Annotated in this window: 23 protein-coding genes; 11 read left to right on the top strand and 12 right to left on the bottom strand. The window is 61.3% G+C overall.

The genetic code is table 11. The annotated features are described in order from the left end of the window. Nucleotides 1-11: 11 nt before the first annotated feature. Both LKX83_RS09790 and LKX83_RS09785 read right to left on the bottom strand, forming a co-directional pair. The gene (locus tag LKX83_RS09790; RefSeq protein ID WP_227881999.1) at nucleotides 12-212 is read right to left on the bottom strand and encodes a hypothetical protein; all 201 of its coding nucleotides are present in this window, start codon (nucleotides 210-212) and stop codon (nucleotides 12-14) included. Between the two features lie 77 nt (nucleotides 213-289). Then, complete coding sequence (locus tag LKX83_RS09785; RefSeq protein WP_227881998.1) at nucleotides 290-787, bottom strand: hypothetical protein; 498 nt, start codon at nucleotides 785-787, stop codon at nucleotides 290-292. Between the two features lie 157 nt (nucleotides 788-944). Here LKX83_RS09785 and LKX83_RS09780 point away from each other — a divergent pair, with 157 nt between their 5' ends. From LKX83_RS09780 to LKX83_RS09755, 6 genes are all read left to right on the top strand, one after another. After that, on the top strand, nucleotides 945-1,178 hold the full coding sequence (locus LKX83_RS09780; RefSeq protein WP_227881997.1) for a spore germination protein: 234 nt from the start codon (nucleotides 945-947) through the stop codon (nucleotides 1,176-1,178). After that, nucleotides 1,178-1,402, top strand: coding sequence for a spore germination protein GerPB (locus tag LKX83_RS09775; protein ID WP_227882159.1), 225 nt, complete (start codon nucleotides 1,178-1,180; stop codon nucleotides 1,400-1,402). The genes LKX83_RS09780 and LKX83_RS09775 overlap by 1 nt, the downstream gene beginning before the upstream one ends. A gap of 60 nt (nucleotides 1,403-1,462) precedes the next feature. Next, on the top strand, nucleotides 1,463-2,101 hold the full coding sequence (gerPC, locus tag LKX83_RS09770; protein WP_227881996.1) for a spore germination protein GerPC: 639 nt from the start codon (nucleotides 1,463-1,465) through the stop codon (nucleotides 2,099-2,101). 10 nt (nucleotides 2,102-2,111) lie between these two features. Beyond that, the gene (locus LKX83_RS09765) at nucleotides 2,112-2,315 is read left to right on the top strand and encodes a spore gernimation protein GerPD (protein WP_227882158.1); all 204 of its coding nucleotides are present in this window, start codon (nucleotides 2,112-2,114) and stop codon (nucleotides 2,313-2,315) included. Continuing rightward, nucleotides 2,312-2,770: a spore germination protein GerPE gene (locus LKX83_RS09760; RefSeq protein ID WP_227881995.1), complete on the top strand. Its 459-nt coding sequence runs from the start codon at nucleotides 2,312-2,314 to the stop codon at nucleotides 2,768-2,770. Before LKX83_RS09765 ends, LKX83_RS09760 begins: the two co-directional genes overlap by 4 nt. 109 nt (nucleotides 2,771-2,879) lie before the next feature. Continuing rightward, nucleotides 2,880-3,011, top strand: a complete 132-nt coding sequence (locus tag LKX83_RS09755; RefSeq protein ID WP_227881994.1) for a sporulation protein YjcZ — start codon at nucleotides 2,880-2,882, stop codon at nucleotides 3,009-3,011. Nucleotides 3,012-3,094: 83 nt separating this feature from the next. Here the strand turns inward: LKX83_RS09755 and LKX83_RS09750 are convergent, their stop codons facing one another. The 3 genes from LKX83_RS09750 to LKX83_RS09740 all read right to left on the bottom strand — a co-directional run bounded on the left by LKX83_RS09750 (nucleotide 3,095) and on the right by LKX83_RS09740 (nucleotide 6,705). Next, nucleotides 3,095-4,771, bottom strand: coding sequence for a PucR family transcriptional regulator (locus LKX83_RS09750; protein WP_227881993.1), 1,677 nt, complete (start codon nucleotides 4,769-4,771; stop codon nucleotides 3,095-3,097). 312 nt (nucleotides 4,772-5,083) lie between these two features. Continuing rightward, nucleotides 5,084-5,677 (bottom strand): zinc ribbon domain-containing protein, encoded by a 594-nt coding sequence (locus tag LKX83_RS09745; RefSeq protein ID WP_227881992.1) that lies wholly within the window; start codon nucleotides 5,675-5,677, stop codon nucleotides 5,084-5,086. Nucleotides 5,678-5,817: 140 nt separating this feature from the next. Continuing rightward, a complete protein-coding gene (locus LKX83_RS09740) occupies nucleotides 5,818-6,705 on the bottom strand; it encodes an AraC family transcriptional regulator (protein WP_227881991.1) in 888 nt (295 codons plus the stop codon). Between the two features lie 99 nt (nucleotides 6,706-6,804). Between LKX83_RS09740 and melA the strand changes: the two genes are divergently transcribed. Continuing rightward, the gene (melA, locus tag LKX83_RS09735) at nucleotides 6,805-8,103 is read left to right on the top strand and encodes an alpha-glucosidase/alpha-galactosidase (protein WP_227881990.1); all 1,299 of its coding nucleotides are present in this window, start codon (nucleotides 6,805-6,807) and stop codon (nucleotides 8,101-8,103) included. A gap of 75 nt (nucleotides 8,104-8,178) precedes the next feature. Here the strand turns inward: melA and LKX83_RS09730 are convergent, their stop codons facing one another. Next, the gene (locus tag LKX83_RS09730) at nucleotides 8,179-8,901 is read right to left on the bottom strand and encodes a DUF1361 domain-containing protein (RefSeq protein WP_227881989.1); all 723 of its coding nucleotides are present in this window, start codon (nucleotides 8,899-8,901) and stop codon (nucleotides 8,179-8,181) included. Beyond that, nucleotides 8,898-9,899, bottom strand: a complete 1,002-nt coding sequence (locus LKX83_RS09725) for a hypothetical protein (protein ID WP_227881988.1) — start codon at nucleotides 9,897-9,899, stop codon at nucleotides 8,898-8,900. Before LKX83_RS09725 ends, LKX83_RS09730 begins: the two co-directional genes overlap by 4 nt. 218 nt (nucleotides 9,900-10,117) lie before the next feature. Between LKX83_RS09725 and LKX83_RS09720 the strand changes: the two genes are divergently transcribed. The 4 genes from LKX83_RS09720 to LKX83_RS09705 all read left to right on the top strand — a co-directional run bounded on the left by LKX83_RS09720 (nucleotide 10,118) and on the right by LKX83_RS09705 (nucleotide 14,249). Beyond that, on the top strand, nucleotides 10,118-11,038 hold the full coding sequence (locus LKX83_RS09720) for a sugar phosphate isomerase/epimerase family protein (protein ID WP_227881987.1): 921 nt from the start codon (nucleotides 10,118-10,120) through the stop codon (nucleotides 11,036-11,038). Then, a complete protein-coding gene (locus tag LKX83_RS09715; RefSeq protein WP_227881986.1) occupies nucleotides 11,035-12,156 on the top strand; it encodes a Gfo/Idh/MocA family protein in 1,122 nt (373 codons plus the stop codon). Before LKX83_RS09720 ends, LKX83_RS09715 begins: the two co-directional genes overlap by 4 nt. A gap of 2 nt (nucleotides 12,157-12,158) precedes the next feature. After that, complete coding sequence (locus tag LKX83_RS09710) at nucleotides 12,159-13,265, top strand: Gfo/Idh/MocA family protein (protein WP_227881985.1); 1,107 nt, start codon at nucleotides 12,159-12,161, stop codon at nucleotides 13,263-13,265. Nucleotides 13,266-13,337: 72 nt separating this feature from the next. Further along, nucleotides 13,338-14,249, top strand: coding sequence for an AraC family transcriptional regulator (locus LKX83_RS09705; protein WP_227881984.1), 912 nt, complete (start codon nucleotides 13,338-13,340; stop codon nucleotides 14,247-14,249). A gap of 703 nt (nucleotides 14,250-14,952) precedes the next feature. Here LKX83_RS09705 and LKX83_RS09700 read toward each other — a convergent pair. Genes LKX83_RS09700 through glgB form a run of 5 tightly spaced genes read right to left on the bottom strand, consistent with a single transcriptional unit; the run spans nucleotide 14,953 to nucleotide 22,637 of the window. Beyond that, nucleotides 14,953-16,935, bottom strand: coding sequence for a glycoside hydrolase family 15 protein (locus LKX83_RS09700; protein WP_227881983.1), 1,983 nt, complete (start codon nucleotides 16,933-16,935; stop codon nucleotides 14,953-14,955). A 15-nt stretch (nucleotides 16,936-16,950) separates the two neighbouring features. Then, a complete protein-coding gene (gene glgA, locus LKX83_RS09695) occupies nucleotides 16,951-18,378 on the bottom strand; it encodes a glycogen synthase GlgA (protein WP_227881982.1) in 1,428 nt (475 codons plus the stop codon). Between the two features lie 30 nt (nucleotides 18,379-18,408). Beyond that, the gene (gene glgD, locus LKX83_RS09690; protein ID WP_227881981.1) at nucleotides 18,409-19,521 is read right to left on the bottom strand and encodes a glucose-1-phosphate adenylyltransferase subunit GlgD; all 1,113 of its coding nucleotides are present in this window, start codon (nucleotides 19,519-19,521) and stop codon (nucleotides 18,409-18,411) included. Next, entirely contained in the window at nucleotides 19,518-20,687 is a 1,170-nt protein-coding gene (locus LKX83_RS09685) for a glucose-1-phosphate adenylyltransferase (protein WP_227881980.1), read from the bottom strand. The genes glgD and LKX83_RS09685 overlap by 4 nt, the downstream gene beginning before the upstream one ends. A gap of 39 nt (nucleotides 20,688-20,726) precedes the next feature. Continuing rightward, nucleotides 20,727-22,637, bottom strand: coding sequence for a 1,4-alpha-glucan branching protein GlgB (gene glgB / locus LKX83_RS09680; RefSeq protein ID WP_227881979.1), 1,911 nt, complete (start codon nucleotides 22,635-22,637; stop codon nucleotides 20,727-20,729). Between the last annotated feature and the right edge of the window lie 263 nt (nucleotides 22,638-22,900).

The following is a 22,900-nucleotide window of genomic DNA, read 5'->3' as shown; positions in this document are numbered from 1 at the left end:
TAGCGCCGCCTTTAGCTAAACCAGCGGTCGACGATCAGCACCATCGCGGCGAGCGAGAGCGCCGATCCGCTCATGAAGAACCACCCCTGGCGTTTCTTCACCTGAAAAAACCGCAGGACGCCCATGCTGAGCAAACCGCCAATCAACAAAATAAAAACAACCCCCGTCACGAACAACGCGGGCGATACGTTTGAAACGTCCACGAGCTCCACTACGTCAGCCTCCTTTATCCGTCGCGCGCGCCGTTCCGCCGGAAGCGGCGCGCGCCTCTTGATTGCATTATAACGGATCAGGACTGGATGAACAATTCGACTTCTTCGCGATCGCGGCGCCGCTTGCGGAACCGGATGCGGAGCTGTCCGTTCTTCCACTCGGCGCGCCCGGATTTGGCGTAGACCAGGCACGGCATCCGCACGGTCTCCGAACGTCCGCCCGGCAGGCCGGTCAGCCGAACCCGATCCGGTGCCGCGTACAACCGTATCGGCCGCAGATCGGCCTCCGAAGGCAGTCTCAAGGTCAAGATCACGTGCCTCGCGGTTTTAATCAGATCCGGCGAGACGCGCGGCGGGGACGGAGAATGAATGATCGGCATGTGTTTCTTCGTCTTTTGTTTCGCGTCCGGCGCCTGTTCGCCCTGCGGGGAGACGAAGTTGCGAACCATCTGTTCCAGCCACGAGTCGTCATTCTGTTCGTCCCATTTCTCCACCACATCCCAGGGGATCTCTTTGCCGAGCCAATTTTGGATTTCCTTCCAATTCGGCAAAGGGCCGCTGTCGAAAAAAGACATGTTCTTCTCCCCTTCGAAGCCGGATACCGGCGCTCTTCTTCATCCTATGCCCCAATCGCCCGGGCGGTGTCCGCCCGATTCGCGTCCCGATCGGGAACCTCTGGGCGCCCGCCTTCATACAATGGAACATGATTGCACTAGAAGGAGTCGTTGCGTCATGCCCAGCATCGTCGGAGCCGTCAAGGTCATCACCGTGGGCTCGAGCGGGGTCGTGCTTTTCGGCGACACCTTGCAGGTAAAGCCAGTCAGCAGCACGAAAACGTTCGCCGGCGCGGGATCGTTCGTGACCGGGGACTTCCCTCGCACGAACTCGATTAGCGCGACGAACACGAACGATCCCGATGTCGTCGATTCCTCTTCGACCGAAATTGGCAACTCCGGGATCATATGATTCAGTATTATATTCATCAGCAGATCTCCATCGGACAGCTTCGCGTCGAGGCCGTCTCGAACTCCTCCGTGCTGCAGATCGGCAGCGCGGGAAGCATTCAGTCGCTGTCTCAGCTGTATAATACGGGCGGCTACACCGGTCCTGCACCGCAGCTTACGCCCGCGCAAATCGAAGCGACCGGGCTGCAGCCCATCTCTCTTGTCCCGCTGCCCAATCCGAGCTAATCGCGCGGCTCGCAGGCAGCCTTCTTCCTGTTCGCGCGATCGTCGAAGGAGCGGATGCCCATGTCAACGAATTCGTCCTGGATATGGCCGCAAGGGCCGACGGACTGGAACGATATCGTTCGCCAGCTTCAGCAGACGGAGCAGCGCCTGCAAACCGCGCTCGCGCAAATCGACGCCATGCAGAAGCAGCTTGACGAGCTCCAGAAAAAACCGCCGATTCATGTGGAATACCATTTCGACCAGCTTAAGGTGAGTCGACTCGACGGCACGCTCAATATCGGGCTCACGCCGCAGGGGCAGCAAGGTGAGGTGGATTCCCTCGAGACGCCGCTGCCCGGAACGTGGAGCATCCCCGCGCAACCGCCGACCGACGAGACGAGCGAACAGATCGGAACGCTGCAGCAGCAGGCGATGACGTTCATGGACCAGAACGGGCCGGATGAGCTGCTGCGGATGTCCGCGCAGCATCAAGTCGAGCTGGAGCCCGAACAAATGCACGCGGTCATCCAGGACGTAAAGGCGCAGTTGAAGGAGCGGGTGCACCATTACGGCCGGTCCGCTCCTTATCCGCAGACGGGCACGGAGGAGGAAAAGCGGCAGTGGAATCTGTCGGTCGTCCAAAAAACGAAGCGGGATATTTTGGCGGCCTTCGACTCTTATCTGCGCCATCGCAGAGGAATGAAGCCGGAAGGAGGATAACATGCCCCCCATGCAGCTCCATGTAACCAACGCCCCCGTCGCCATCGGTTCCATCCGGATCATCGGCGTTTCGAGCTCCTCGTCGTTTTTGATCGGCGATACGGAGTCTATCACACTCTCTTCGTTTTTCGATACACCGCCGGAGTCCGTCATCGTCGGTCCTCTCGCGCCGCTGCCGAGTTTGCCCGAAGAGACGGCGGAACAAAGCCCATGAGCCTCTCCTGCCGCGAATCAAGGGTCAAAGACGTCTTTATCAATACCGTCTCGCAAGCGTCGATCCTGCATTTCGGGGATGTTAAGGGCCGGACCGACCTGTTCAACCGGGTACTTGCGATTCAGCGTGCCGTCGCGAACTTCGAAAGCAATGAGCTGCCCTTTACCGCTTACTCGCTTTTCTATCGTCCCATCCTGCTGCCGATGCCACGGCAAGACGTGAGCTTCTCAGCGTCCGCCGATTCTAGCTTCATCGAGGTCGGCGACATTCAAGTGACCGCCTTGTCGAACTCGGCGCTCGCCCGATTTGGCTGCAGCGGCCCATTGACTGGCGAAGCCCGCATCGTCAACATCCGCCATTTCAACGCCTCGGCTCCTCCGGTCACGCCGATTTCACCGACCCTTCCCGCGGTGCCGGTCGCTCCGGTTCCCCCCGTCCCTCCGGTATCCGCCTGAAATGGGCGGCGCCGGATTGTGCGCCCGCACAAACTGCCCTCCCTTGTCCCGCATAGACTAATTCCGTGAGGCACCTCACACCACACCACATTTACGGGAGGTTACCGGTATGGCATACGTTGGTGGCTATGGAGGCTATGGAGGCGTAGGTTGCGGTCATGTCGGTGGATATGGCGGCGGAGCAGCATTCGTTCTCGTTCTTTTCATTCTGCTGGTCATTATTCTCCGCGCCATCTACTAATTGCATCGCCAAAAAGCCTTGCAGCCGATCGGCTGCAAGGTTTTTGGCATGTTTTGAACGTAAGAGAGCACGCGGCGCCAGGCTCAGTTGCCGCTCGGGGTAATGTGTCCGAGCTTGAGCGACAGCTGCAATTGCAGCCGGTCCTCCGGATCGTCGAGCGAAATGCCGAGAATGTTTTGAATTTTGTCCAACCGGTAGACGACCGTGTTGTAGTGCGCGTAAAGCTTTTCCGAAGTCAGCTTGATATTGCCGTTGCATCGGAAAAACATTTCCAGCGTTTCGACGAGACGCCCGCCTCCTTTGCGATCGGCTTGCTGCAGCGGCAGCGAGAACCGCTCCACAAATTGCTCCCGCTCCTCGCTCGACGGAATGAGATAGAGCAAGGAGTACACCCCGAGCCGATCGTAGGCGACGCGATCCCCCGGCAGGCCGCACACTTCCGCGACTTGGCGGGCGCGCCTCGCCTGCGACAAACTCGCGGGGAGCGTTTCGGGCCGGTCCGCCGGACGACCGGCAAACAGCCGGAGCGACGGATCGCCGATCAGCGAACGCAGCTCGGGCTGCAGGCGCTCGAGCAGCTGTGCGACGGCGGAAGCCTGCTGATCGTCCCGGACCGCTTCGGCAACGGGGACGATGAGCGCCAGCTCGCCGCCGAAGGGCGCTGCTAGCAGAACTTCGACCGAACGGAACCGCTCAGTCCTGAGCCGGCGGGAGAGCTCGCGCAATCGATCGGCGGTCGGATGGCGCTCCGACATGCCGACGAGAACGGCGCACAGCGGCGCGTTCTCGGGCAGCTCGCAGCCGCAAACTTCCGCACGGAGACGCCAGTCGCCGGCCGCCACGATTTTGCCGGACAGCCAGTCCTGCAGAAACTGCTCCAGGTACTTGCCTTCGACTTCCCGCACCGCCTCCTCATTGGCCAACTCCATGCCGACCAGGGCGGACAAGCGGTCGACGGTCCGCATCGCCAGTAAGTCGACGTCGACATGACGCTCGATCAAGACGAGGCAGGACGCCTTTGTCCGCCGGGACGGGATCGGGCATCCGTACGCGCGAGAACCGCTCGCCAGCGTCGCAAAACCTCCTCGCGTGCCGTGGCCGACGACGGGACGGAACGCGTGCGCCTGTGCCCATGGAGTACCGAACGAAGGGTCCGCTTCGCGCAGCGACTCGGATAGCCAAATCTGATCGTTTTCCTGCACGACGGCGACCGGATTGCCCAGCATCCGCTCTAATGCATCCAGAAAAGCGAACAGCCCGCTGCTCTCCAGCAAGAGCCTCGTCATCGCCTGAATCCGGCTCTGCAGCTCCGCCAGCGGCGCGTCCTCCATCGGGGCGGCCCGCTCCATCGCGGCGCGAACGACGTCCGCGAGCGCCATGTCGGGCGGCAGCACGACGACCGGCAACCCCAGGGCGTCGGCATCCTCCAATGCGGCCTGCGGCCATTCCGGTTCTCCAGCGCGTCCCGTCCGTAGACCGACGGCTGCGACACCTTGCTTCGCCAATTCCGCGAGCAACGGGCGGATCCGCTCGGGCTCCTCCCTTCCCGTCAGCAGCACCCAATCGCCGGATCGCGCCCAGCGGGCTGCGTCCTGCGGCTCCAACAAGCGAACGCGCGCGACGGCGGCGTCCGCTCCCCGATCTCCCGCGACGAGCGAGGCATCCTGAAACGGCGGCAGCTCCAGCCATTCTCGAACCGTGAATCGCGTTTGATCCGGACGGTTATCCGGCAGGGATTCTTTTCGGGGCATGGCAGCCATCATTTTCCCTCCTTGCAAGATGGATCGACTCACTTGGTTTAAATTGCGTCATCTATAATGACATTTTAAATCAAAATCGCGAATTTGTCATACAATATGTAATATTATATAACATTTTAGAGAGATATTCTTTCAATACAGGCAGAAAAATGTCCGGCCGTGACCGCCCAAGCGCAATTTAACGTTGGTATCAATCACATTTGTGTCATTTTTCATTACACACACTTTTCAATCAACCACTTCTGGCAATAAAAAAAGCGCCTCGCCCTCCCTCGGGAAGGCAAAGACGCTTTTTTTACATTCAATTCCCAATCAAGGGTACACCGGTTCTCCGCACGTCTGGCAGAACCGCGCATCTTCCGGCAGCTCTGCGCTACAAGCCGCGCATAGGTGAACCGGCTCCGCCTCCGGCTCTGACGACGGCTCCTCCGACGCTTCGACCGCCAACGGATCGGCTGGCGCGACGTCCTCCGCCTTATCCGCTGCCGTTAGAGACTCCTCGTCCGTCGCTTCCTCGGCGGGCGCCGGCTCTTCCGGCACCGGCTCCGCGAACGGACTGCCGCACGACGGACAAAAGCGGGTATCGAACGGGACCTTCTGCCCGCAGGCGCATTCCTTTTCGTTGCGAAGCGCGCGGATGCGGTCTTCGAGTCCGCCGATTTCGCGCCGGATGCGCGCGATCTCTTCGCAAGCCGGAATGATCTCCCCTTCGGCGCGGGACAGATCGTGCTGCAAGTAGGCTTCGTAGACAGCTTCGCCGATATCGGAAAACCGCTTCTCGATTTCTTTTTTCTTGCCGGAAATTTGAGAATGAATCTTCGTGATTTCGACCGTCTGCTGCGCCTTTTCGGTCGCTGTAGATACGCCTTTGCTGACGGTCTCCGTGAATTTTTTGAAAAAGCTCATCCTAGCCGCCTCCTCATCCCTCTATCAATCCCTTACGAAAACCCGAGCGAACGGTTCCGTCGTATTATCATCTTACTCATCAGACCGGCCTCATACAAGTTCCCACATCTTCATCTTACGCGAAAGTTGATCGCCTCAGCCTAGGACCGAAGACCCTTGCGGTAGTCGGTCGGGGTGACGCCCATCCACTTCTTGAACGATTTGGAAAAGTAAAGCGGGTCTGCGTACCCGACTGAAGCCGCGACCTCCTCGACCGACAACGCCTCTTGGAGCAGCAGCGCGGCGCGCTCCATGCGGAGCTTCTGCAGGTAGCGGATCGGCGACATGCCCCGGTGCCGGCGAAACAGCTTGGCCAGGTGAGTGCGGTGATAGCCGAGCTCGCGCGCCATCTGCGCGATCGAGACGGGACGGTCGAGCTGTGCGTGGAGCCACCTGGCGGCGCGGTCCGCCTCTCTGGCCGACGCCTCTTCCCGGCCGCCAGACGCCTCGGGCGCTTCCGGACGGTTCGTCTTCATCCAGGCCGCCCAAGCGATCCGGAGCCAGCCGGACGCCTCGCAATCGGCGGTCCAGCCGCCCTCCCGGAACGCTGCGGCTACCGCTTCCATTGCACGCAGCGTCTCCCATGCGCCGTAGACGACAGGACGCTCCGCGCTGACGCCAGCCCGCTGCTGCCACCGCGCCAGCTCCGGTCCCCGGCAGGCGATCCACCGATACCGCCATGGATCGCGCTCGTCAGACCGGTACGCATGCAGCGGCCCCGGCAAGATGAAAAAGCTGTCTCCCGGCCCCAGCTCGTATTCCTCCTCCCCGCACTTGAAATACCCTTTGCCGGCCTCCACCGTATGAATCAACACGTAATCCAGCACCTGCGGGCCTACGCGGTGGTCGGGCGCCGTCTGCGATCGTCCCGTAAACAAAACCGTTGCCTCGTCCCCTTCCCGCAGGTGCGGATTGACGATAAGCCAGCTCGACTCCAGACGATCCCCCCCTCTCCTGTCGCCGGCCAAAGGCTGACTACAAAATTCCATGCAATGCTCTTTTCTGTCCATAGGCACAGGCAGCGTTTTCATCTATTCTAAATCGCAGGTAAGCCTTCATACAAGTGGAATTCAAGGAGGAATCGACCCATGTCCAAAATTACTTTCCTCGGCGCCGGCAGCACGGTATTCGCCAAAAACGTCCTGGGCGACTGCATGCTGACCCCGGCGCTTCAAGGATTCGAGCTCGCGCTGTTCGATATCGACGCCGAGCGGCTCGCCGACTCCGAGCGGATGCTAAACAACCTCAAGACGACGAGCGGCAGCACGTGCCGCGTGCGCGCGTACAGCGACCGGAAGGAAGCGCTGCGAGGCGCCAAATTCGTCGTGAACGCCATTCAGGTCGGCGGATACGACCCTTGCACGATCACGGATTTCGAAGTGCCGAAGAAATACGGCCTGCGCCAGACGATCGCCGACACGGTCGGCATCGGCGGCATCTTCCGCAACCTGCGTACCATTCCGGTCATGCTGGATTTCGCGCGCGACATCCAAGAGGTGTGCCCGGACGCCTGGTTCCTGAATTATACGAACCCGATGGCCGTGCTGACCAACGTCATGAACACGTACGGCGGCGTCCGCACCGTCGGCCTGTGTCACAGCGTACAGGTGTGTGTGAACGACCTGTTCAAAGCGATCGACATGGACACTGCCGGCGTCCAGTCGAAGATCGCCGGCATCAACCATATGGCGTGGCTGCTCGAAGTCACCAAAGACGGCGTCGACCTGTACCCGGAGATCAAGCGGCGCGCGGCCGCCAAGCAGCAGGAGAAGCATCCCGACATGGTCCGCCTGGAGCTCATGCTGAAATTCGGCTACTATATCACGGAATCGTCGGAGCATAACGCCGAATACCACCCGTACTTCATCAAGCGTCAATATCCGGAGCTGATCGAGCGCTTCAACATTCCGCTGGACGAATATCCGCGCCGCTGCGTCAACCAGATTTCGAACTGGAAGCAAATGCGCGAAAGCCTCGTCAACGACACGCAGCTATCGCACGAGCGGACCCACGAATACGCCTCCTATATTTTCGAGGCGATGGAGACGAATCGTCCGTTCAAGATCGGCGGAAACGTCATGAATACGGGACTGATCACGAACCTGCCGCGCGAAGCATGCGTCGAGGTGCCCTGCCTCGTCGACGCGAGCGGCGTTACGCCTACGTACGTCGGCGATCTGCCGCCGCAGTGCGCCGCGCTGAACCGCACCAACATCAATACGCAGCTGCTGACGATCGAAGCGGCGATTACGGGCAAGAAGGAGCATATCTACCACGCCGCCCTGCTCGATCCGCACACGTCCGCCGAGTTGTCCATGGACGACATCGTCTCGCTTTGCGATGATCTGATCGAAGCGCACGGCGACTGGCTGCCCGCTTACCGTTAAACACGAATCGCCGTCATCTTCATTCAAAAAAAGCGCCTTGATTCGCCGCTGCGGCGAATCAAGGCGCTTTTTGCTTTATTCGGTTCCGGGCTCCGCGCGAGGGCCGGCCAGTGAACGCAGGCAGGCCAGCGACAGGTAGACGATGAGGATGAGCGTGCCGAACAAAGCGGTGAAGACGGCGCCGTTCGCGTCCAGACCGGCCATAACGCCGTCGATGAGGCGGAACGGGCTGAACAGCACGTCCCAGCTGTTCAGGCGGATGACCCGCCCCAAATACACGCCGAAGCCGCCGAGGAACGAAACGCCGACGACGAAGAGCCACCCGAACCATTCGCCGGCATATCGCGCCACCACCCGGTGAAATTGGTGCATCGACAAATAGCCGAGCAGCAGCCCGCACCAGGCAAAGACGAAAAAAATAATCAAATCATACCAAACGAGCAGCGATTGGGAAGCCTGGGTCCAGGTGTATTGCGGATTCGCGATCAGGTGCATCAGGTCGGTCGTCAGGTACGGCGCATTCGGAAAGAGCAGCATCCAAGCGACGCCGAGCGCGAGCAGCGGAAGGACACTTAGCCGTCGCCCCCGCGCGAAGCGTTCCAGGCCGGAAGCGGCCATCGAAACGATCAGCGGGAGCCAGGCGAGGAACAGGTTCCACAGCAAAAAACCGTATTTCTCGAAGCCGACGCGATCGGCGCGAACGATCAGCAGCAGGACGCACAGGACCGAAATGCCGCAAAGGACGTAAAACGCCGGAGCGGCGGTCGGCGTCGCGGACGGACGGCGGGCGGCGCTCATCGGCCGTCCTCCAGCAGCCGCCGATAACGCCCTTCCAGCTCCGAGATGTCCTGCGTCGTCTTCGCTTGCTCTCTCGCCACGCGATCGAGCTGCCGCCGCACCTCTCCGCTTCCTCTCTGGACCCGCTCCAGCGCGTCGTTGATGCGCCCTTGAACGATCCAATCGGCGAGGAAGCCGTCGAAGAAGTAGTCGGCGAACGTCAGAAAGCCGCCGACCTCCACTTCGGGCGAGCCCGCCTGCGTCCGCAAATCTCGCAGCTCTTTCTCGAACATTCGAAGCGCATGCTGCGCTTCGTGCATGTCGGCGCGCGCTTCGTCGATGCGGTTATGCTTGATGTGCGTCGCGATCACGCCTCCGCCCAGCATATCGTAGGTACCCCAGTTTCGGGCGGAGCGCAGGCACTCTTCGGCGGCGGCGAGCGCGCGGGCCGCCTTCTCACCGGCCCGCTTGGCCTCGTCCTGCTCCTTGCGAAGCGCACGCAGCTCGCCGAGCGACTCCGAAATGCGCCGCAGTTCGCGGTCGGTGTCCGGATCGTGATCGCGGATCCAAGTTTCTCGCTGCTCCAGCAACCGTTCGTAGGCGAGATCCGCATCGATCACGTCGCCCAGCCGGCTTCGCGCCGCCGCCATTTCCTCCTTGAGCGCCTTCAGCGCGGCCTCGGCGGCATCGTATTGGAGCCAAGCGTCAGCCGCTTCCCGCTCTTCCGCCGCCAGCCGCTCCTCCCATTTGCCGGTCAGCCGGCTCCACAGCCGCGCGATCGAAGCGTGCTTCAACTGTTCCACGTCGGCCTCTTCCTCGCTCAGCCGGCGGCGGCTGGCGGCAACGGTCTCCTCCTGCTTCCGGACCTCGTCCTGCAGCGCACGGACGCGACGCTCCCATCGCGCCTTCTCCTGCATCTTTTGTTTGCCCTGCTGCAGCTGTTCGTCCCACTGCGTCCGCTCCATCGCATCCGCCTCCGTTACCCGAATCGACCGATCCGTTCTTTTTCTCTCCTTCATACATACATGTTCACCGCACAAAAAGTTGCATCCCGGAGCACCTTCGCTTGATCGATAATCGGAAGATGCCTTGATCGTTTGACTGTAGTTAAGTCTTTGGATGCGGTTTACGTCAGACGTAGTTTCGTATGATACAATGTCCTCGACTTCAACGACAAGGCTCACCCGCCATACGTACACGCCCTAATCTCGATCAAATCGAAGGAGTGAAGCACCGCATGAAATATTCCGTCTTCACCGTGGCGACGCCGGATCTCGATCCCGCAACGCTCTGCGCGGAAGCACAGGCGGCCGGCATCGAAGGCGTCGAGTGGCGATGCCGGGAGACGCCGGCCGAACTGCGCGCAGAGGCTCCATCCTTCTGGGGCAACAACCGCTGCACCATCGACCCGGATGCAACGGACGCGGACATCGCCGGGATCCGGGAAGCGGCGGCGCGCCACGGCCTGCGCTCGATCGCTTTGGTCCCGTATTTGAGCTGCGGAGACTTGGCCGGCACCGAGCGCCTCTTCCGGCTCGCAAGCTCGCTCGGCGCGGAAATGATCCGCGTCGGCGTGCCTGGATACGATCCGGCGGTCGGCTATCCCCGTCAATTGGCCACCGCGTACGACTATCTGGACGAGGTTGAATCGCTCGCCGAGAAATACGGCGTCAAAGCGCTCGTGGAAATCCACCACGGCACCATCATTCCGAGCGCTTCCGCTGCTTACCGTCTCGTCTCGCGCTATTCGGCGGAGCGGATCGGCGTCTTGTTCGACCCCGGCAACATGATTCACGAGGGCATGGAAAACTTTCGGATGGGCATGGAAATGCTCGGCCCCTATCTTGCGCACGTGCACGTGAAAAACGCGGGCTGGGAGCTCGCCCGACCGGACGGCGATGCCCATCCGAATGCGCGCCACGCTCGCGGCGAGGGTCAGGGCGCCGAACCAGCGCCGTTGGACCCGATCGCTTGGCAATGCGTTTGGCGACCGATCGCCAGCGGCATCGTGCCCTGGAAGCAGGTGCTGGCATCGCTCAAGGCCGTCGGCTACGACGGCTGGCTCGGGCTCGAAGACTTTAGCCGGACCTACGATTCCGTCGACATGATGCAAACTTTTGTCCGGCAAATGCGAACATGGGAGGAAGAATTGCAATGACAACCATCCGATACGGCTTGATCGGCTGCGGGAACATGGGCAGCGGACATTTGAAAACCTTGCTTTCCGGCGCCATCCGCGGCGCCGTCCCGACCGCCGTCACCGACGCCTCTCCGGAACGTCGCGCCGAGCTGCGGACGCAATATCCGGACACGGCCGTCTTCGACACGACCGAGGCGCTCCTCGATTCCGGGCTCGTCGACGCGGTCATCGTTGCCACGCCGCATTTTCAGCATCCGGCCGATGCGATCGCCGCCTTCGATCGCGGACTGCACGTCCTCATCGAAAAACCCGCCGGCGTCTCCGTCGGACGGGTGCGCCGGATGAACGAAGCCGCGGCGGCCAGCGGCCGTCAATTCGGCATCATGTACAACCAGCGAATGAATCCGCTCTACCTGAAAGTGCGCGACCTGATCGACTCCGGAGAGATCGGCGAGATTCGCCGGACGAACTGGATCATCACGGACTGGTATCGCCCGCAGGCGTATTACGACTCGGGCTCCTGGCGGGCGACGTGGGCCGGCGAAGGCGGGGGCGTGCTGCTTAACCAATGCCCCCATCAGTTGGATTTGTGGCAGTGGACGACCGGACTGCTCCCTGCCCGGATCCGAGCGTTCTGCCATTTCGGGAAGCATCGGGATATCGAGGTCGAAGACGAAGTCACCGCCTACGTCGAATACGGCAACGGGGCGACCGGCGTCTTTATCACGACGACGGGCGAAACCCCGGGGACGAACCGATACGAAGTGACAGGCGACCGCGGCAAGCTGGTCGTGGAGAACGGCCGCCTCACCTTTTGGCGCCTGCGCGAATCCGAGCCGGACTTCAACGCCCGGAACACGGTGCCGTTCGCCAGTCCCGAGAACTGGAAGATCGAATTTCCCGATCTGGGACCGAGCCCCGAACACGCGGGGATCATCCAGAACTTCACCGACGCGCTGCTGCGCGACGAGCCGCTCCTTGCCCCGGGCGCCGAAGGCATACGAGGCCTCTCCATCTCGAATGCGATGCATCTGTCCGCTTGGCGGAACGATTGGGTCGATCTGCCGCTCGACGAAGATGCGTTCGAATCCGAGCTGCAGCGCCGGATCGATACGTCCCGCGGAAGGAGCAACTAATCATGGCTGAACAACCCTTGTCTTCCGCCACGTTCGGCAGCCGGGACGGGCAGCGCTATGCGCCCGTCTCCCACAAGCCCGAGCCCGTCTGCCGGCCGGGAGAGTTCGTCTTCGCGGCAACGGCGCTCGATCACGGCCATATTTACGGCCAGTGCAACGGCCTCGTCGAAGCCGGTGCGACGCTCAAATGGGTCTACGATCCCGATCCCGCCAAAGTCGAAACCTTCCGTCGGACATTCCCGCAGGCGCAAGCGGCACCGTCGCTCGAAACGATCCTGGAAGATGCCGAAGTCCGTCTGGTCGCGGCGGCTGCCGTACCGTCCGAGCGCGGGCCGCTCGGCGTTCGCGTCATGGACAGCGGCAAGGATTACTTCACCGACAAAACGCCGTTCACCACCCTCGACCAGCTCGAGGCCGCCAGGGATAAAGTCCGGGAAACCGGCCGCAAATACATGGTCTACTACAGCGAGCGTCTGCACGTCGAGAGCGCGGTCTACGCAGGCCGGCTGATCCAGGAGGGCGCGATCGGCCGCGTCGTCCAGGTGATGGGAACCGGCCCTCATCGGCTCGGCACCGGGCGGCCGGACTGGTTTTTCCGCAAGGAAAAGTACGGCGGCATCCTGTGCGACATCGGAAGCCACCAGATCGAGCAGTTCCTGTACTTCGCAGGTTGCCGGGATGCGCGCGTAGCGCACAGTAAGGTCGGCAACTATCGCTCGCCGGAGTTTCCCGAACTCGAAGACTTCGGAGACGCGACGCTGATCGGCGACAACGGAGCGACCGGCTACTTCCGCGTCGACTGGCTGACGCCCGACGGACTCGGCACCTGGGGCGACGGACGTACCGTCATCCTGGGCACGGACGGGTACATCGAGCTGCGCAAATACATCGACGTGGCGCGCGAACGCACCGGCAACCACGTCTACTTGGTCAATCACGAGGGCGAGCGGCATTTCGCGGTCGACGGCCAAGTCGGATACCCGTTTTTCGGCGAGTTGATTCTGGATTGCCTGCATCGGACGGAAAACGCCATGACGCAGGCGCACGCCTTCAAGGCCGCCGAGCTGTGCCTCATCGCGCAGCGGGACGCCGTGCGGGTCACGGGCTGATTTCCCGTCCGGCGCATGGTACAATCACTCTCGGGACCCGGCGCACGTCCGGCCGGGCCGCGGGAGAACAACATGCCGAATCCTCCGTTTATCCAATGGGATCGTCCGATCGAAATGGGGCACCGCAGCGACCACCCGATGGCCGCAGGCTCCTATCACTCGCATCCCTTTTATGAAATCTATTATTTTCATGAAGGACTGTGCACTTACCTGATCGGCGACAAGCTGATCACGCTCTCGCCCGGCGATCTGATCCTGATGCACGGGATGACGCTGCACTGCCCGAATCCGGCGCCCCATGTGCCGTACATCCGCTCCACCATCCACTTCGATCCGGCTTACGTGAAGACAGTCGTCCCCGAAGCCGCCGCCGAGTCGCTGCTTCAGCCCTTCGAGGAGCTGCGCAACGTTCGGCTCCCGCTGCGGGACGTGGCCAAGGATGAAGCGGAGCGGCTGTTGGCGGAGATGGGGCGCTTGTATGCGCTTGTCAGGTCGCAGACGGAAGAAAGCGGCGGAGCGTATGCCTACGAAAGATTTTCGCTCCGGTTCGCGGAGCTGCTGTACCTGATCAAGGGCTGGTGCGGAACCTCGGGGGACGAGCGTCTTCACCGCAGCGAACGGGAGCGCCACGTCCAGCGAGTCATCAGCTTTTTGGAAGAACGCTATCAAGAGCCGCTGACGCTTGATCATGTTGCGGACGCGCTCCATCTGTCGAAGACGTATTTGTCGAACCTGTTCAAAGAGGTGACCGGCTCGACCGTCTTTCAATTTCTGTACAACCGCCGCCTGAACCAAGCCAAGATTCAGTTCAAGTTGAACCCTCAGGCCACGGTGACGGAAGTCGCTCATTCGGTCGGTTACACCCACCTCGCCCACTTCAGCCGCCATTTCAAAACGGCGATCGGCTGCACGCCCGAAGCGTACCGCCGCAAAATGGCCGAAGAAGCCAAAGATCGTCCGGGCGCCGCCTGGTCGCCCGAATAAAAGCAGGGTCCCGCGTCGTGCCGGGCCCTGCTTTTTTTTGCGCAATTGGTAGGAGTTCCCTGCGGCCCGAAGATGAATCCCTCGGCTTTACGACGATATCCCCTTCGCTCAGGTATAGTTTCGCACGCCTCGCTCCGTCAGTCCGACGTATCGTGACACAATCCCCGCCAAAGGGTTCAAACGACTTTACGGCGATATCCCCTTCGCTCAGTTCTCATTTTTCGCACCTCCCTCCACAAGTGCGAAATCCCGCAGCACCGCCTCCGCAGAGGGGCTCAATCCCCTTTACGACGATATCCCCTTCGCTCAGGAAATGATCCTCACGTCTGAGACGGAACCTTTACGGACAGTGATTTCTAAACATAGGAGAGCCACGAGGCATTTGCTTGTTTTTTCAACCCATCCTCGAAAACATCAGCTGCGAATTCACCTGAACGAAGGGGATATTGCGCAAAAGGGAGGCAGATGATCCTTCTTTGTCCTGAGCAATAGGGATATCGCGGTAAAACGACTTGAGCGAACGGGATATCGTGCATGGGTCCGTCCAATGACCGATTCAGCCGTCTGAGCGAGAGGGATATCGACACGCAAGCAACTACGGCGGACTAGCCCAACAACCTGAGCGAAAGGGATATCGCGCAAACGCCGAAAAACCCTCTCCCGCCAACGGAAGAGGGTGCGATTCGAATTGGAGCGGTCCCCTTTAATGCACGCCCTGCCCGGATGCCAATTGTTCGCGCTTGCGCAAATAGCGGCAAACGGTCTTGATGTAGGTGGCGTGCGACCAGGTCAGCGGAGCGACGGACAGCGGCGCGCCGTCCATCGGGTGCACCTGCTCCGGCAGATTGCCGCCTTCGAGCGTCCGGCGGACGATCGATTCCAGCGTCGCCCGGGGGCGATCGAGGTCGGCAAGCGTTCGGGCCGTCTCGATCTGAAAGTCCGCCACCCAAAGCGTGCAGATGATCCACGGGTTGCCAGGCACATGCTCGACGTCTCCGGTTTGCTGGAAGTAGTAGTCGTTCGTGTATCTAGCGACACCTCCGACATCCGTATGAACGGACAACCCGCGCTCGATCGCGTGCATTGTCCGCGCCACGCGGTCGTCGTCGGGCGGAAGCACGCCGAATTCATAGAGGCCGAACAGGCTGCTCTCGATCGTCAGATCCTTCTCCCACACTCCGTCCCGCTGAACGAGTCCGCGAGCGAACCGCCCCGCCTCCTCGTCCCACAGATGCGTTAGCATGCCTAACTTCATCCGCTCCGCGACGCTGCGGTACCGGTCGCTGCGCTCGTAGTCGCCGAACAGATCCGCGAAGTAGGCGGCCCCCATCAAGCCCCCGTAGACCGAGGCAACGGTATACGTCCAGATGCCGTAGCGCTCCTCCCACAGATCGTAGCTGGGCAGCGGCAAGCCAAGCGACGGATCTACGTAGTCGCAAAGGAAGGAAGCCGCTTTGCGGACGAGGGACGGGTACAGCGACTGCGGCAGCTCGATTTCCCCGTGGCGTTCGTAATCTTTCCAGAGCGCGAACAGGACGAGCGCGGTCTCGTCCTCCTGAATCGGAAGCCGGGACGCGCCTTGGACGACATAGGGATGCCAGCTCGAGCCGACGGTGCCGTCGGGGTTGTATTTGTGGTACAGATAGCCCTCCGGGGACAACGCCTTGCCGCAAAAATCGAAAAACGGCGCGATCGTCCCATGATAGCCCGCGGTCGACATCGCGTCCGCGATGAGGGCGCCGTCCCGAGGCCACATGTAGCTGTAGTGGTCGCGATTGTATTGGAGAATATCCGTGTCGTTGGCTGCCAGAATGGCACCCCGCTCGTCGATCTGCGTCCGAACGATCAGCAGGCTGTGCTTGAACAGCCGCACCACTTCGCCCGGGAGATCGCCGAAGTGAAACTGGCTGCCGACCTTTGTCAGCCAATGATTCCAGTAGATGACGATCCGGCTGAGCAGCTTTTCGGGGTGGCTTTCCTGCACGTATTGATCCAGCCTTTTGACTTCCTCCAGGCGGCTGCCGACGGACATCCAGTAGTAAAGAGTGCTCTCGCTTCCGCCGGGCAGCTCGACGCGGAAGCTCACCGTGCTGTCCACCGACCCCTGGGCGATCGCGTTGCCGGACAATTCCCCGTCTTCGGCGTCCCGCCACGTCCCTTCCGCGGCATGGAACCGTTTGATCCCCGTCGAGAATTGATGGATGCCGCCGGTCTGCGATCGTCCGTTGAACATGAAGTAGGAAGAGCGTTTGTAGTGGAACACCGTGCGGTTCGCCGGGTAATACGCCGCCGTGTCTCCGACCTCGTTGCCGTCGATCATGAGGTCCTGGTGGAAGAAGACACGCACATCCTTCGGATCGGACGTCAGGTTTCGTACGACGACCCGCTTCAGGTAAATGCACTCCCGCTGGTGGATGCCGTCGTTCATGTACAGCTCCAGCCCGAGTCCCTCGTGACGGGCCGTCACGTTCGTCACAATCGAATTCTCGATATAGCCAAGTTCGATCGTCCACTCAGGATCGTCCAGCCAGACGAATTTGCCGTTGCACCAGACGCCGAAGCGGCATGGTTGGCCGCCGATATGGTTCAACTGCCCGACATACGGAAAGTAAAGATCGCGCAGAAAGCAGCGGTTGTCCAAATTGACGAGCATTTTGCCGTTGCCGATGACCAGATGCCGAGCCATGAAATCCATCCTCTCCTATTGAGCGAGCGTTCGATAGAGCTGCTCGTATTGCTTGGCGGAAGCCGCCCAGCCGTAATCCCGCTTGGTGCCGTTCGCCACGATCCGTGCCCAGGCTTCTTCGTCTTCGTAGAAGGCGAGCGCTCTTCTCACCGTATACAGCAGGTCGTGCGAGGTCGCGGGACCGAAGCTGAAGCCGTTGCCCGTCCCTTCGTATTCATTGAACGCTTCGACCGTATCGCACAGCCCACCGGTCTCCCGGACGATCGGCACGGTACGGTACCGGAGCGAGATGAGCTGACTCAGCCCGCAAGGCTCGAACCGAGAAGGCATCAGGAACAGATCGGATGCCGCGTAAATGCGGCGGGCGAGCCCTTCGTTGAAGCCGAACCAGACGGCGATGCGGCCGGGATAGCGGCCGATCGCATCGCGAAACATCCCTTCGAAATCCGGATCTCCGGCTCCCAGCACCGCGATCTGCACCCGCTCTTGCAGCAGCTCGGGCAGCGCTTGCCCGATCAGATCCATCCCTTTCTGCCGAACGAGCCGGGAAACGATGCCGACGAGCGGGGTTCGGGCGTCGACTTGAAGGCCCAGCTCTTCCTGGAGCGCCGGCTTGTTCAGCCGCTTCTTGGCCAACGATTGCCGATAGGGCGCCCGCACGTACGGATCGGTCATCGGATCGTACGACTCGGTGTCGATGCCGTTCACGATCCCGACCAAATCCCCCGCCCGCGCCCGCAGGACGCCGTCCAGCTTTTCCCCGTATTCGGGCGTTTGGATCTCCCGCGCATAGGTCGGACTGACGGTCGTCAGCTTGTCCGCGTACATGAGTCCTGCCTTCATACAGCTGGCCGCGCCATAGAACTCGATGCCGTCCTCCCCCAGCAGATCGTCCCCCGCCGACAGCAGGTCTTGTAGGAGACCCCGGGAGAACACGCCCTGATACTGCAAATTGTGGATGGTGAACACGGTCCGGACGTTCCGCAGGCCCGGGTCGTATGCGTAGCGGGTGCGCAGCAAAAACGGGACGAGCCCGGTCTGCCAGTCGTGGCAGTGCACGACGTCCGGCAGCCGGTCGCTGCGCGCCAGCGCCTCGGCGACGGCGAAGCTGAAGAAGACGAACCGCTCCGCCTCGTCTCCATACCCGTACAAATAGCCGCGTTTGAAGTAATATTCGTTGTCCACGAGCAGAAAACGGACGCCGTCCGCCACCGTTTCGAGCAAGCCGCAATACTGCCTGCGCCACCCCATCGCCACGTAAAAATGACCCCGGTCCTTCATTTCCCGCACCCATTCTTCCGGAATGCCCCCGTACTTGGGCATGACCACCGTGACGTCCACTCCGCGCGCGGCGAGCGCCTTCGGCAGCGCCCCGACGACGTCCGCGAGCCCGCCCGTTTTGGCGAGCGGGACGGCTTCCGAAGCCGCGAACCAGACGTTCATCGCGTTACCCCCTCTCCGTCTTCACGCCAGCTAAATAACATTCCGCTTCAAGGCAAGAAACGGCATGTGCGCCGACCCTTTCAAATGCTGCTGCGGCCGGATTTCGACTTCCTTGTCGAGAATGCAGTTTTCCAGCACGCCATCCGCCCCGACGACGCCGTTTTGCATGACGATGCTGCCCCGAACGATCGCGCCTTTGCGCACCTTCACGCCCCGGAACAAAATGCTCCCCTGAACGGTACCCTCGATTTCGCAGCCGTTCGCGATGAGCGAGCCCGAAGCCTCGGAGCCGCTCCGGTAACGTGTCGGCGGTTCGTCCTTTACCTTGGTATAGATCGGTCCCGGCGAAAAGAACAGCTCGTTCCAGACGTCCGGCTGCAGCAGCTCCATGTTATGCCGGTAAAACGCGGGGATGGTGTTGACGACGCCGAGCACCCCTTCGTGCATATACGCGCCGACGTGCAGCTCCTGCAGGCGCGACAGGATCGCATGGCTGACGAAATGGTCCTTGCCCTGCGCAAGCGTCGTTTCCACCAGGTCATGCAGCAGTTCCTTGCGCAGCACGTACATTTCCATCGACACCACGTCGGTGGCGAGACGCCCGTAATGGTCCTGCATCTCGACGACGCGGCCGTCCGCATCCAGCTTCGCCTTGCGGGTCAGCCCCGTCGCGGCGTCCGGCCACCGCTTGCAGACGACCGTGACGTCGGCGCCGCGCTCGCGGTGATGGGCGAGCACCCGCCCGAAATCGAGATTGCACACCATATGACTGCGGGCGATGACGACATAATCGAAAGGACTGTGCGCGAAGTAGTCTCGGTGCCGGTAAAAGTGGTACAGATCGCCTTTGCCGAAGTCCGACTGGCTCTCCATCGCGGGCGGCAGAACGAACAGGCCTCTTTGCTTGCGATGCAAGTCCCAGTTGCTCCCCGACCCGAGATGGTCCATCAGCGAGCGGTATTTCGTATGCGCGAATACAGCGACCTTGGGGATGCCCGAATTCACCATCGAGGACAGCGTGAAGTCGATGAGCCGGTAGCGGCCTCCGAACGGTACGGTCGCCAGACAGCGGTTCGCCGTCAGCGTGCCGATCTCCTCGGTCTCGTGAATGAGATTGATAACGCCCATGAGCGGCAGCTTCATGCGGGATTCGCCTCCTCCAGCCTCGGTTCCGCTTCGATCCGGTCGCCGCTGCCGACGACGGCGATGTCTTCCTGGTCCTGCGCACCGATCGCGCAGCCATCCCCGACGACGGCTCCTTCGCCGACGATCGCGCGGACGATGCGCGCGTTTCTTCCGATGACGGCGCGCGGCATGATGACGGCGTCCTCAATGACGCTGCCTTCTCCGACCTGCACGCCATGGAACAGCACCGACCGGTTCACGCGGCCTTGGACGACGCAGCCTTCGTTCACGAGCGAATTGCGAACGCTGGCGAGGGGGGACAAATAATGCGCCGGTCGGTTCGGATTGACGGAGTAGATGCGCCAAGACCGGTCGTTCAGGTCGAGCGCCGGCTCATCCGCAAGCAGATCCATGTTCGCCTGCCATAGACTCTCGATGGTCCCGACGTCCTTCCAATAGCCTTCGAAGCGATGTGCGAACAGCCTGGCGCCTTCGCGCAACATCGCCGGGATGACGTCTTTGCCGAAGTCGTTGGAGGATCCAGCCTGCGCTTCGTCGCGGACGAGCGATTCCCGCAGCACGGGCCAGGAAAATAGGTACACGCCCATCGAAGCGAGGTTGCTTTGCGGCTGCTTGGGTTTTTCCGCGAATTCGACCACGCGCTCGTCCTCGTCAACGCCCAGGATGCCGAACCGGCTCGCGTCGGCCCAGGGGACGGTGATAACGGCGATCGTGGCGTCGGCGCGGTTGCGCTTGTGCGAGTCGAGCAGGAGATCGTAATCCATCTTGTAAATGTGGTCGCCGGAAATGATGAGGACGTATTCGGGGTCGTAGCGTTCGATGAAGCCGAGGTTCTGATAGATCGCGTTCGCCGTTCCCTTGTACCAGACGCCGCCTTTTTGCCGGACGTAGGGAGGCAGGACGTGCATGCCGCCTTCCCTCCGATCCAGCCCCCACGGGCTGCCGATGCCAAGATACTGGTTCAGCACGAGCGGCTGGTACTGGGTGAGGACGCCGACCGTATCGATGCCCGAGTTGACGCAATTGCTGAGGGTAAAATCGATGATCCGATACTTCCCGCCGAAGTGGACGGCAGGTTTGGCAAGGTCTTTGGTCAGGACGCCCAAGCGACGTCCTTCGCCGCCGGCCAACAGCATGGCCACGCATTCGCTGCGCTGCTTCATGAACGCTCCTCGCTCTCTCGTGGAATGGGGATTTCGAAGCTAGTCGGCCAGAGCCGAATCCGGCTCCAGCAGCAGGAACGTCAAGCTGGGTAAGGGGATCTCGATGCTGAACGGCTGTCCGTGATAAGGGTGCCGTTCGGCCTTGTAGCGCCGGGGGACGCACGCGCCTCCGCCGCCGTAATCGGCGGCGTCGCTGTTCAAAGCAAGCAGGTAGTCCTTCCCTTCGGGGACGCCGATCCGGAACGCGGGGTAGCGAACGCCGGAGAAGTTGCAGACCGCCACCAGGTGGCGCTTCGGACGGCTCGCCCGGCGGACGAAGCTGAGCACACTCTGAGCGGCGTTGTCCGCGTCGAGCCAAGTGAAACCGTCGGGCGTGTGATCTCGCTGCCATAGGGCGGGCTCTGCCACGTACAACGCGTTCAGATCGCGCACGTATCGCTGCATCGCGGCGTGCTGCGGGTAGTCGAGCAGCATCCAGTCCAGCTCCGCCGCATCCTTCCATTCGTCGAACTGGCCAAACTCGCCGCCCATGAACAGCAGCTTTTTGCCGGGGTGTGTCATCCAGTAGCCGAAGAACAGGCGCAGGTTGGCGAATTTCTCTTCGTACGAGCCGGGCATCTTGCTCAGTAGCGAGCGTTTACCGTGCACGACTTCATCATGGGACAGCGGCAGGACGTAATTTTCGCTATAGGCGTACATCATGGAAAACGTGGCGAGGTCGTGCCGTTCCGAGCGTCGTTCGGGCGGCGTCTCCATGTAGTGAAGCAGGTCGTTCATCCAGCCCATGTTCCATTTGTAGTTAAACCCCAGTCCGCCGAGGTACGTCGGTCCCGTGACGGACGGCCAGGCCGAGGAGTCTTCCGCAACGACCAGAGCTTCGGGATGATGCCGGAAAATCGTCTCGTTCAGCTTGCGGAGAAATTGAAGGGCCTCGAGATGCTCGGCGCCCCCGTGACGGTTGAACGTATGCATTTCGGGTGGTTTGTCGAAGTGGAGGTCGATCATGCTGGCGACGGCATCTATCCGCAATCCGTCGAAGTGGAAGATGTCGAGCCAGTACAGCGCGTTGGAGATCAGAAAGCTCTGCACCTGGGGCTTGGCGAAGTCGAAGGCGAGTGTCCCCCAGAGCGGCTTCTCCGCGAGCCGCGGATCGGCAGGTTCGAACAGCGGCGTGCCGTCGAACAGACGCAGCCCGTGATCGTCCTTGCAAAAGTGGCCGGGAACCCAGTCGAGCAGGATGCCGATGCCGCTTCGGTGGCAGCGGTCTACGAGCGCCTTCAGCCCGTCGGGCGGGCCGTACCGGGCGGTGGGCGCATAATAACCGGTCGCCTGGTAGCCCCAGGACAAATCCAGCGGATGCTCCGTGAGCGGCAGCACCTCCAAGTGGGTGTACCCCATGGAAACGGCGTAATCGACCAACTCGTCGGCGAGACGGTCGTATGACCGGAACCGCTCCGGACCGTCGATCCGCCACGAGCCGAGATGCGTCTCATAGACGAGCATGGGCCGTTCGTATGGCGGCACGCGATCCCGCCGCTCCATCCAAACGCCGTCCCCCCATGCGTAGCCGTCCAAGCGGGCGACAATCGAGGCGGTGCCGGGCCGAAGCTCGGCGCGAAAGGCGAACGGGTCCGCCTTCAGCGACCGTCGGCCGGCGGCGTCGACGAGCTCGAACTTGTACAGGTCTCCTTCGCCCAGACCGGGCACAAACCCCTGCCAGACGCCAGTCGACCCGGTCGCCGTCAGCGGATGGTCGCGGCCATCCCAGCCGTTGAAAGCGCCGGCTACCCGCACTTCCCCGGCGTTCGGCGCCCAGACGCCGAAGCGGACGCCGGTCCGCCCCGCTTCTTCGGCCGGAAACGCGCCGAAGGAACGATAGGCACGGAACAGCTCGCCTCGATGAAACAAATACAGATCTTCCTGGGAAATGTGCGAGAATGGGGCCGTCATGCCGGGAACGCCTCCTTCGACAACGGTGCGGTCAAGCTTTTAACACTGCGTTAACAATTTGTCATTATTCCTTACAAATTACATCAATATAACACCCATTATAAAGCAAAACGTCGTTGGTTTCATCCGAATTTTCAAAAATAGTTTTCAAACATTCGCCCATTTCCCATTTATACACTTCGTGAGGGAAGTTGATGTTAGGTTCGACACCATTCGAGCAGCATACAGGACCAAAGACGCAAAAAAAACAGACCCTCCGGAGA

It is taken from the genome of Cohnella baijiui (genome assembly GCF_020731285.1).
Taxonomy (GTDB): Bacteria; Bacillota; Bacilli; order Paenibacillales; family Paenibacillaceae; genus Cohnella.
This window is presented reverse-complemented; position numbering and strand designations above follow the sequence as displayed.

Excerpts from the sequence above, each read along its gene's own strand:
- LKX83_RS09785 (WP_227881998.1), bottom strand. The coding sequence starts at position 787 with ATGTCTTTTTTCGACAGCGGCCCTTTGCCGAATTGGAAGGAAATCCAA.
- LKX83_RS09780 (WP_227881997.1), top strand. The coding sequence starts at position 945 with ATGCCCAGCATCGTCGGAGCCGTCAAGGTCATCACCGTGGGCTCGAGC.
- gerPC (WP_227881996.1), top strand. The coding sequence starts at position 1,463 with ATGTCAACGAATTCGTCCTGGATATGGCCGCAAGGGCCGACGGACTGG.
- LKX83_RS09765 (WP_227882158.1), top strand. The coding sequence starts at position 2,112 with ATGCAGCTCCATGTAACCAACGCCCCCGTCGCCATCGGTTCCATCCGG.
- LKX83_RS09760 (WP_227881995.1), top strand. The coding sequence starts at position 2,312 with ATGAGCCTCTCCTGCCGCGAATCAAGGGTCAAAGACGTCTTTATCAAT.
- LKX83_RS09755 (WP_227881994.1), top strand. The coding sequence starts at position 2,880 with ATGGCATACGTTGGTGGCTATGGAGGCTATGGAGGCGTAGGTTGCGGT.
- LKX83_RS09750 (WP_227881993.1), bottom strand. The coding sequence starts at position 4,771 with ATGGCTGCCATGCCCCGAAAAGAATCCCTGCCGGATAACCGTCCGGAT.
- LKX83_RS09745 (WP_227881992.1), bottom strand. The coding sequence starts at position 5,677 with ATGAGCTTTTTCAAAAAATTCACGGAGACCGTCAGCAAAGGCGTATCT.
- LKX83_RS09740 (WP_227881991.1), bottom strand. The coding sequence starts at position 6,705 with ATGGAATTTTGTAGTCAGCCTTTGGCCGGCGACAGGAGAGGGGGGGAT.
- melA (WP_227881990.1), top strand. The coding sequence starts at position 6,805 with ATGTCCAAAATTACTTTCCTCGGCGCCGGCAGCACGGTATTCGCCAAA.
- LKX83_RS09730 (WP_227881989.1), bottom strand. The coding sequence starts at position 8,901 with ATGAGCGCCGCCCGCCGTCCGTCCGCGACGCCGACCGCCGCTCCGGCG.
- LKX83_RS09725 (WP_227881988.1), bottom strand. The coding sequence starts at position 9,899 with ATGAAGGAGAGAAAAAGAACGGATCGGTCGATTCGGGTAACGGAGGCG.
- LKX83_RS09720 (WP_227881987.1), top strand. The coding sequence starts at position 10,118 with ATGAAATATTCCGTCTTCACCGTGGCGACGCCGGATCTCGATCCCGCA.
- LKX83_RS09715 (WP_227881986.1), top strand. The coding sequence starts at position 11,035 with ATGACAACCATCCGATACGGCTTGATCGGCTGCGGGAACATGGGCAGC.
- LKX83_RS09710 (WP_227881985.1), top strand. The coding sequence starts at position 12,159 with ATGGCTGAACAACCCTTGTCTTCCGCCACGTTCGGCAGCCGGGACGGG.
- LKX83_RS09705 (WP_227881984.1), top strand. The coding sequence starts at position 13,338 with ATGCCGAATCCTCCGTTTATCCAATGGGATCGTCCGATCGAAATGGGG.
- LKX83_RS09700 (WP_227881983.1), bottom strand. The coding sequence starts at position 16,935 with ATGGCTCGGCATCTGGTCATCGGCAACGGCAAAATGCTCGTCAATTTG.
- glgA (WP_227881982.1), bottom strand. The coding sequence starts at position 18,378 with ATGAACGTCTGGTTCGCGGCTTCGGAAGCCGTCCCGCTCGCCAAAACG.
- glgD (WP_227881981.1), bottom strand. The coding sequence starts at position 19,521 with ATGAAGCTGCCGCTCATGGGCGTTATCAATCTCATTCACGAGACCGAG.
- LKX83_RS09685 (WP_227881980.1), bottom strand. The coding sequence starts at position 20,687 with ATGAAGCAGCGCAGCGAATGCGTGGCCATGCTGTTGGCCGGCGGCGAA.
- glgB (WP_227881979.1), bottom strand. The coding sequence starts at position 22,637 with ATGACGGCCCCATTCTCGCACATTTCCCAGGAAGATCTGTATTTGTTT.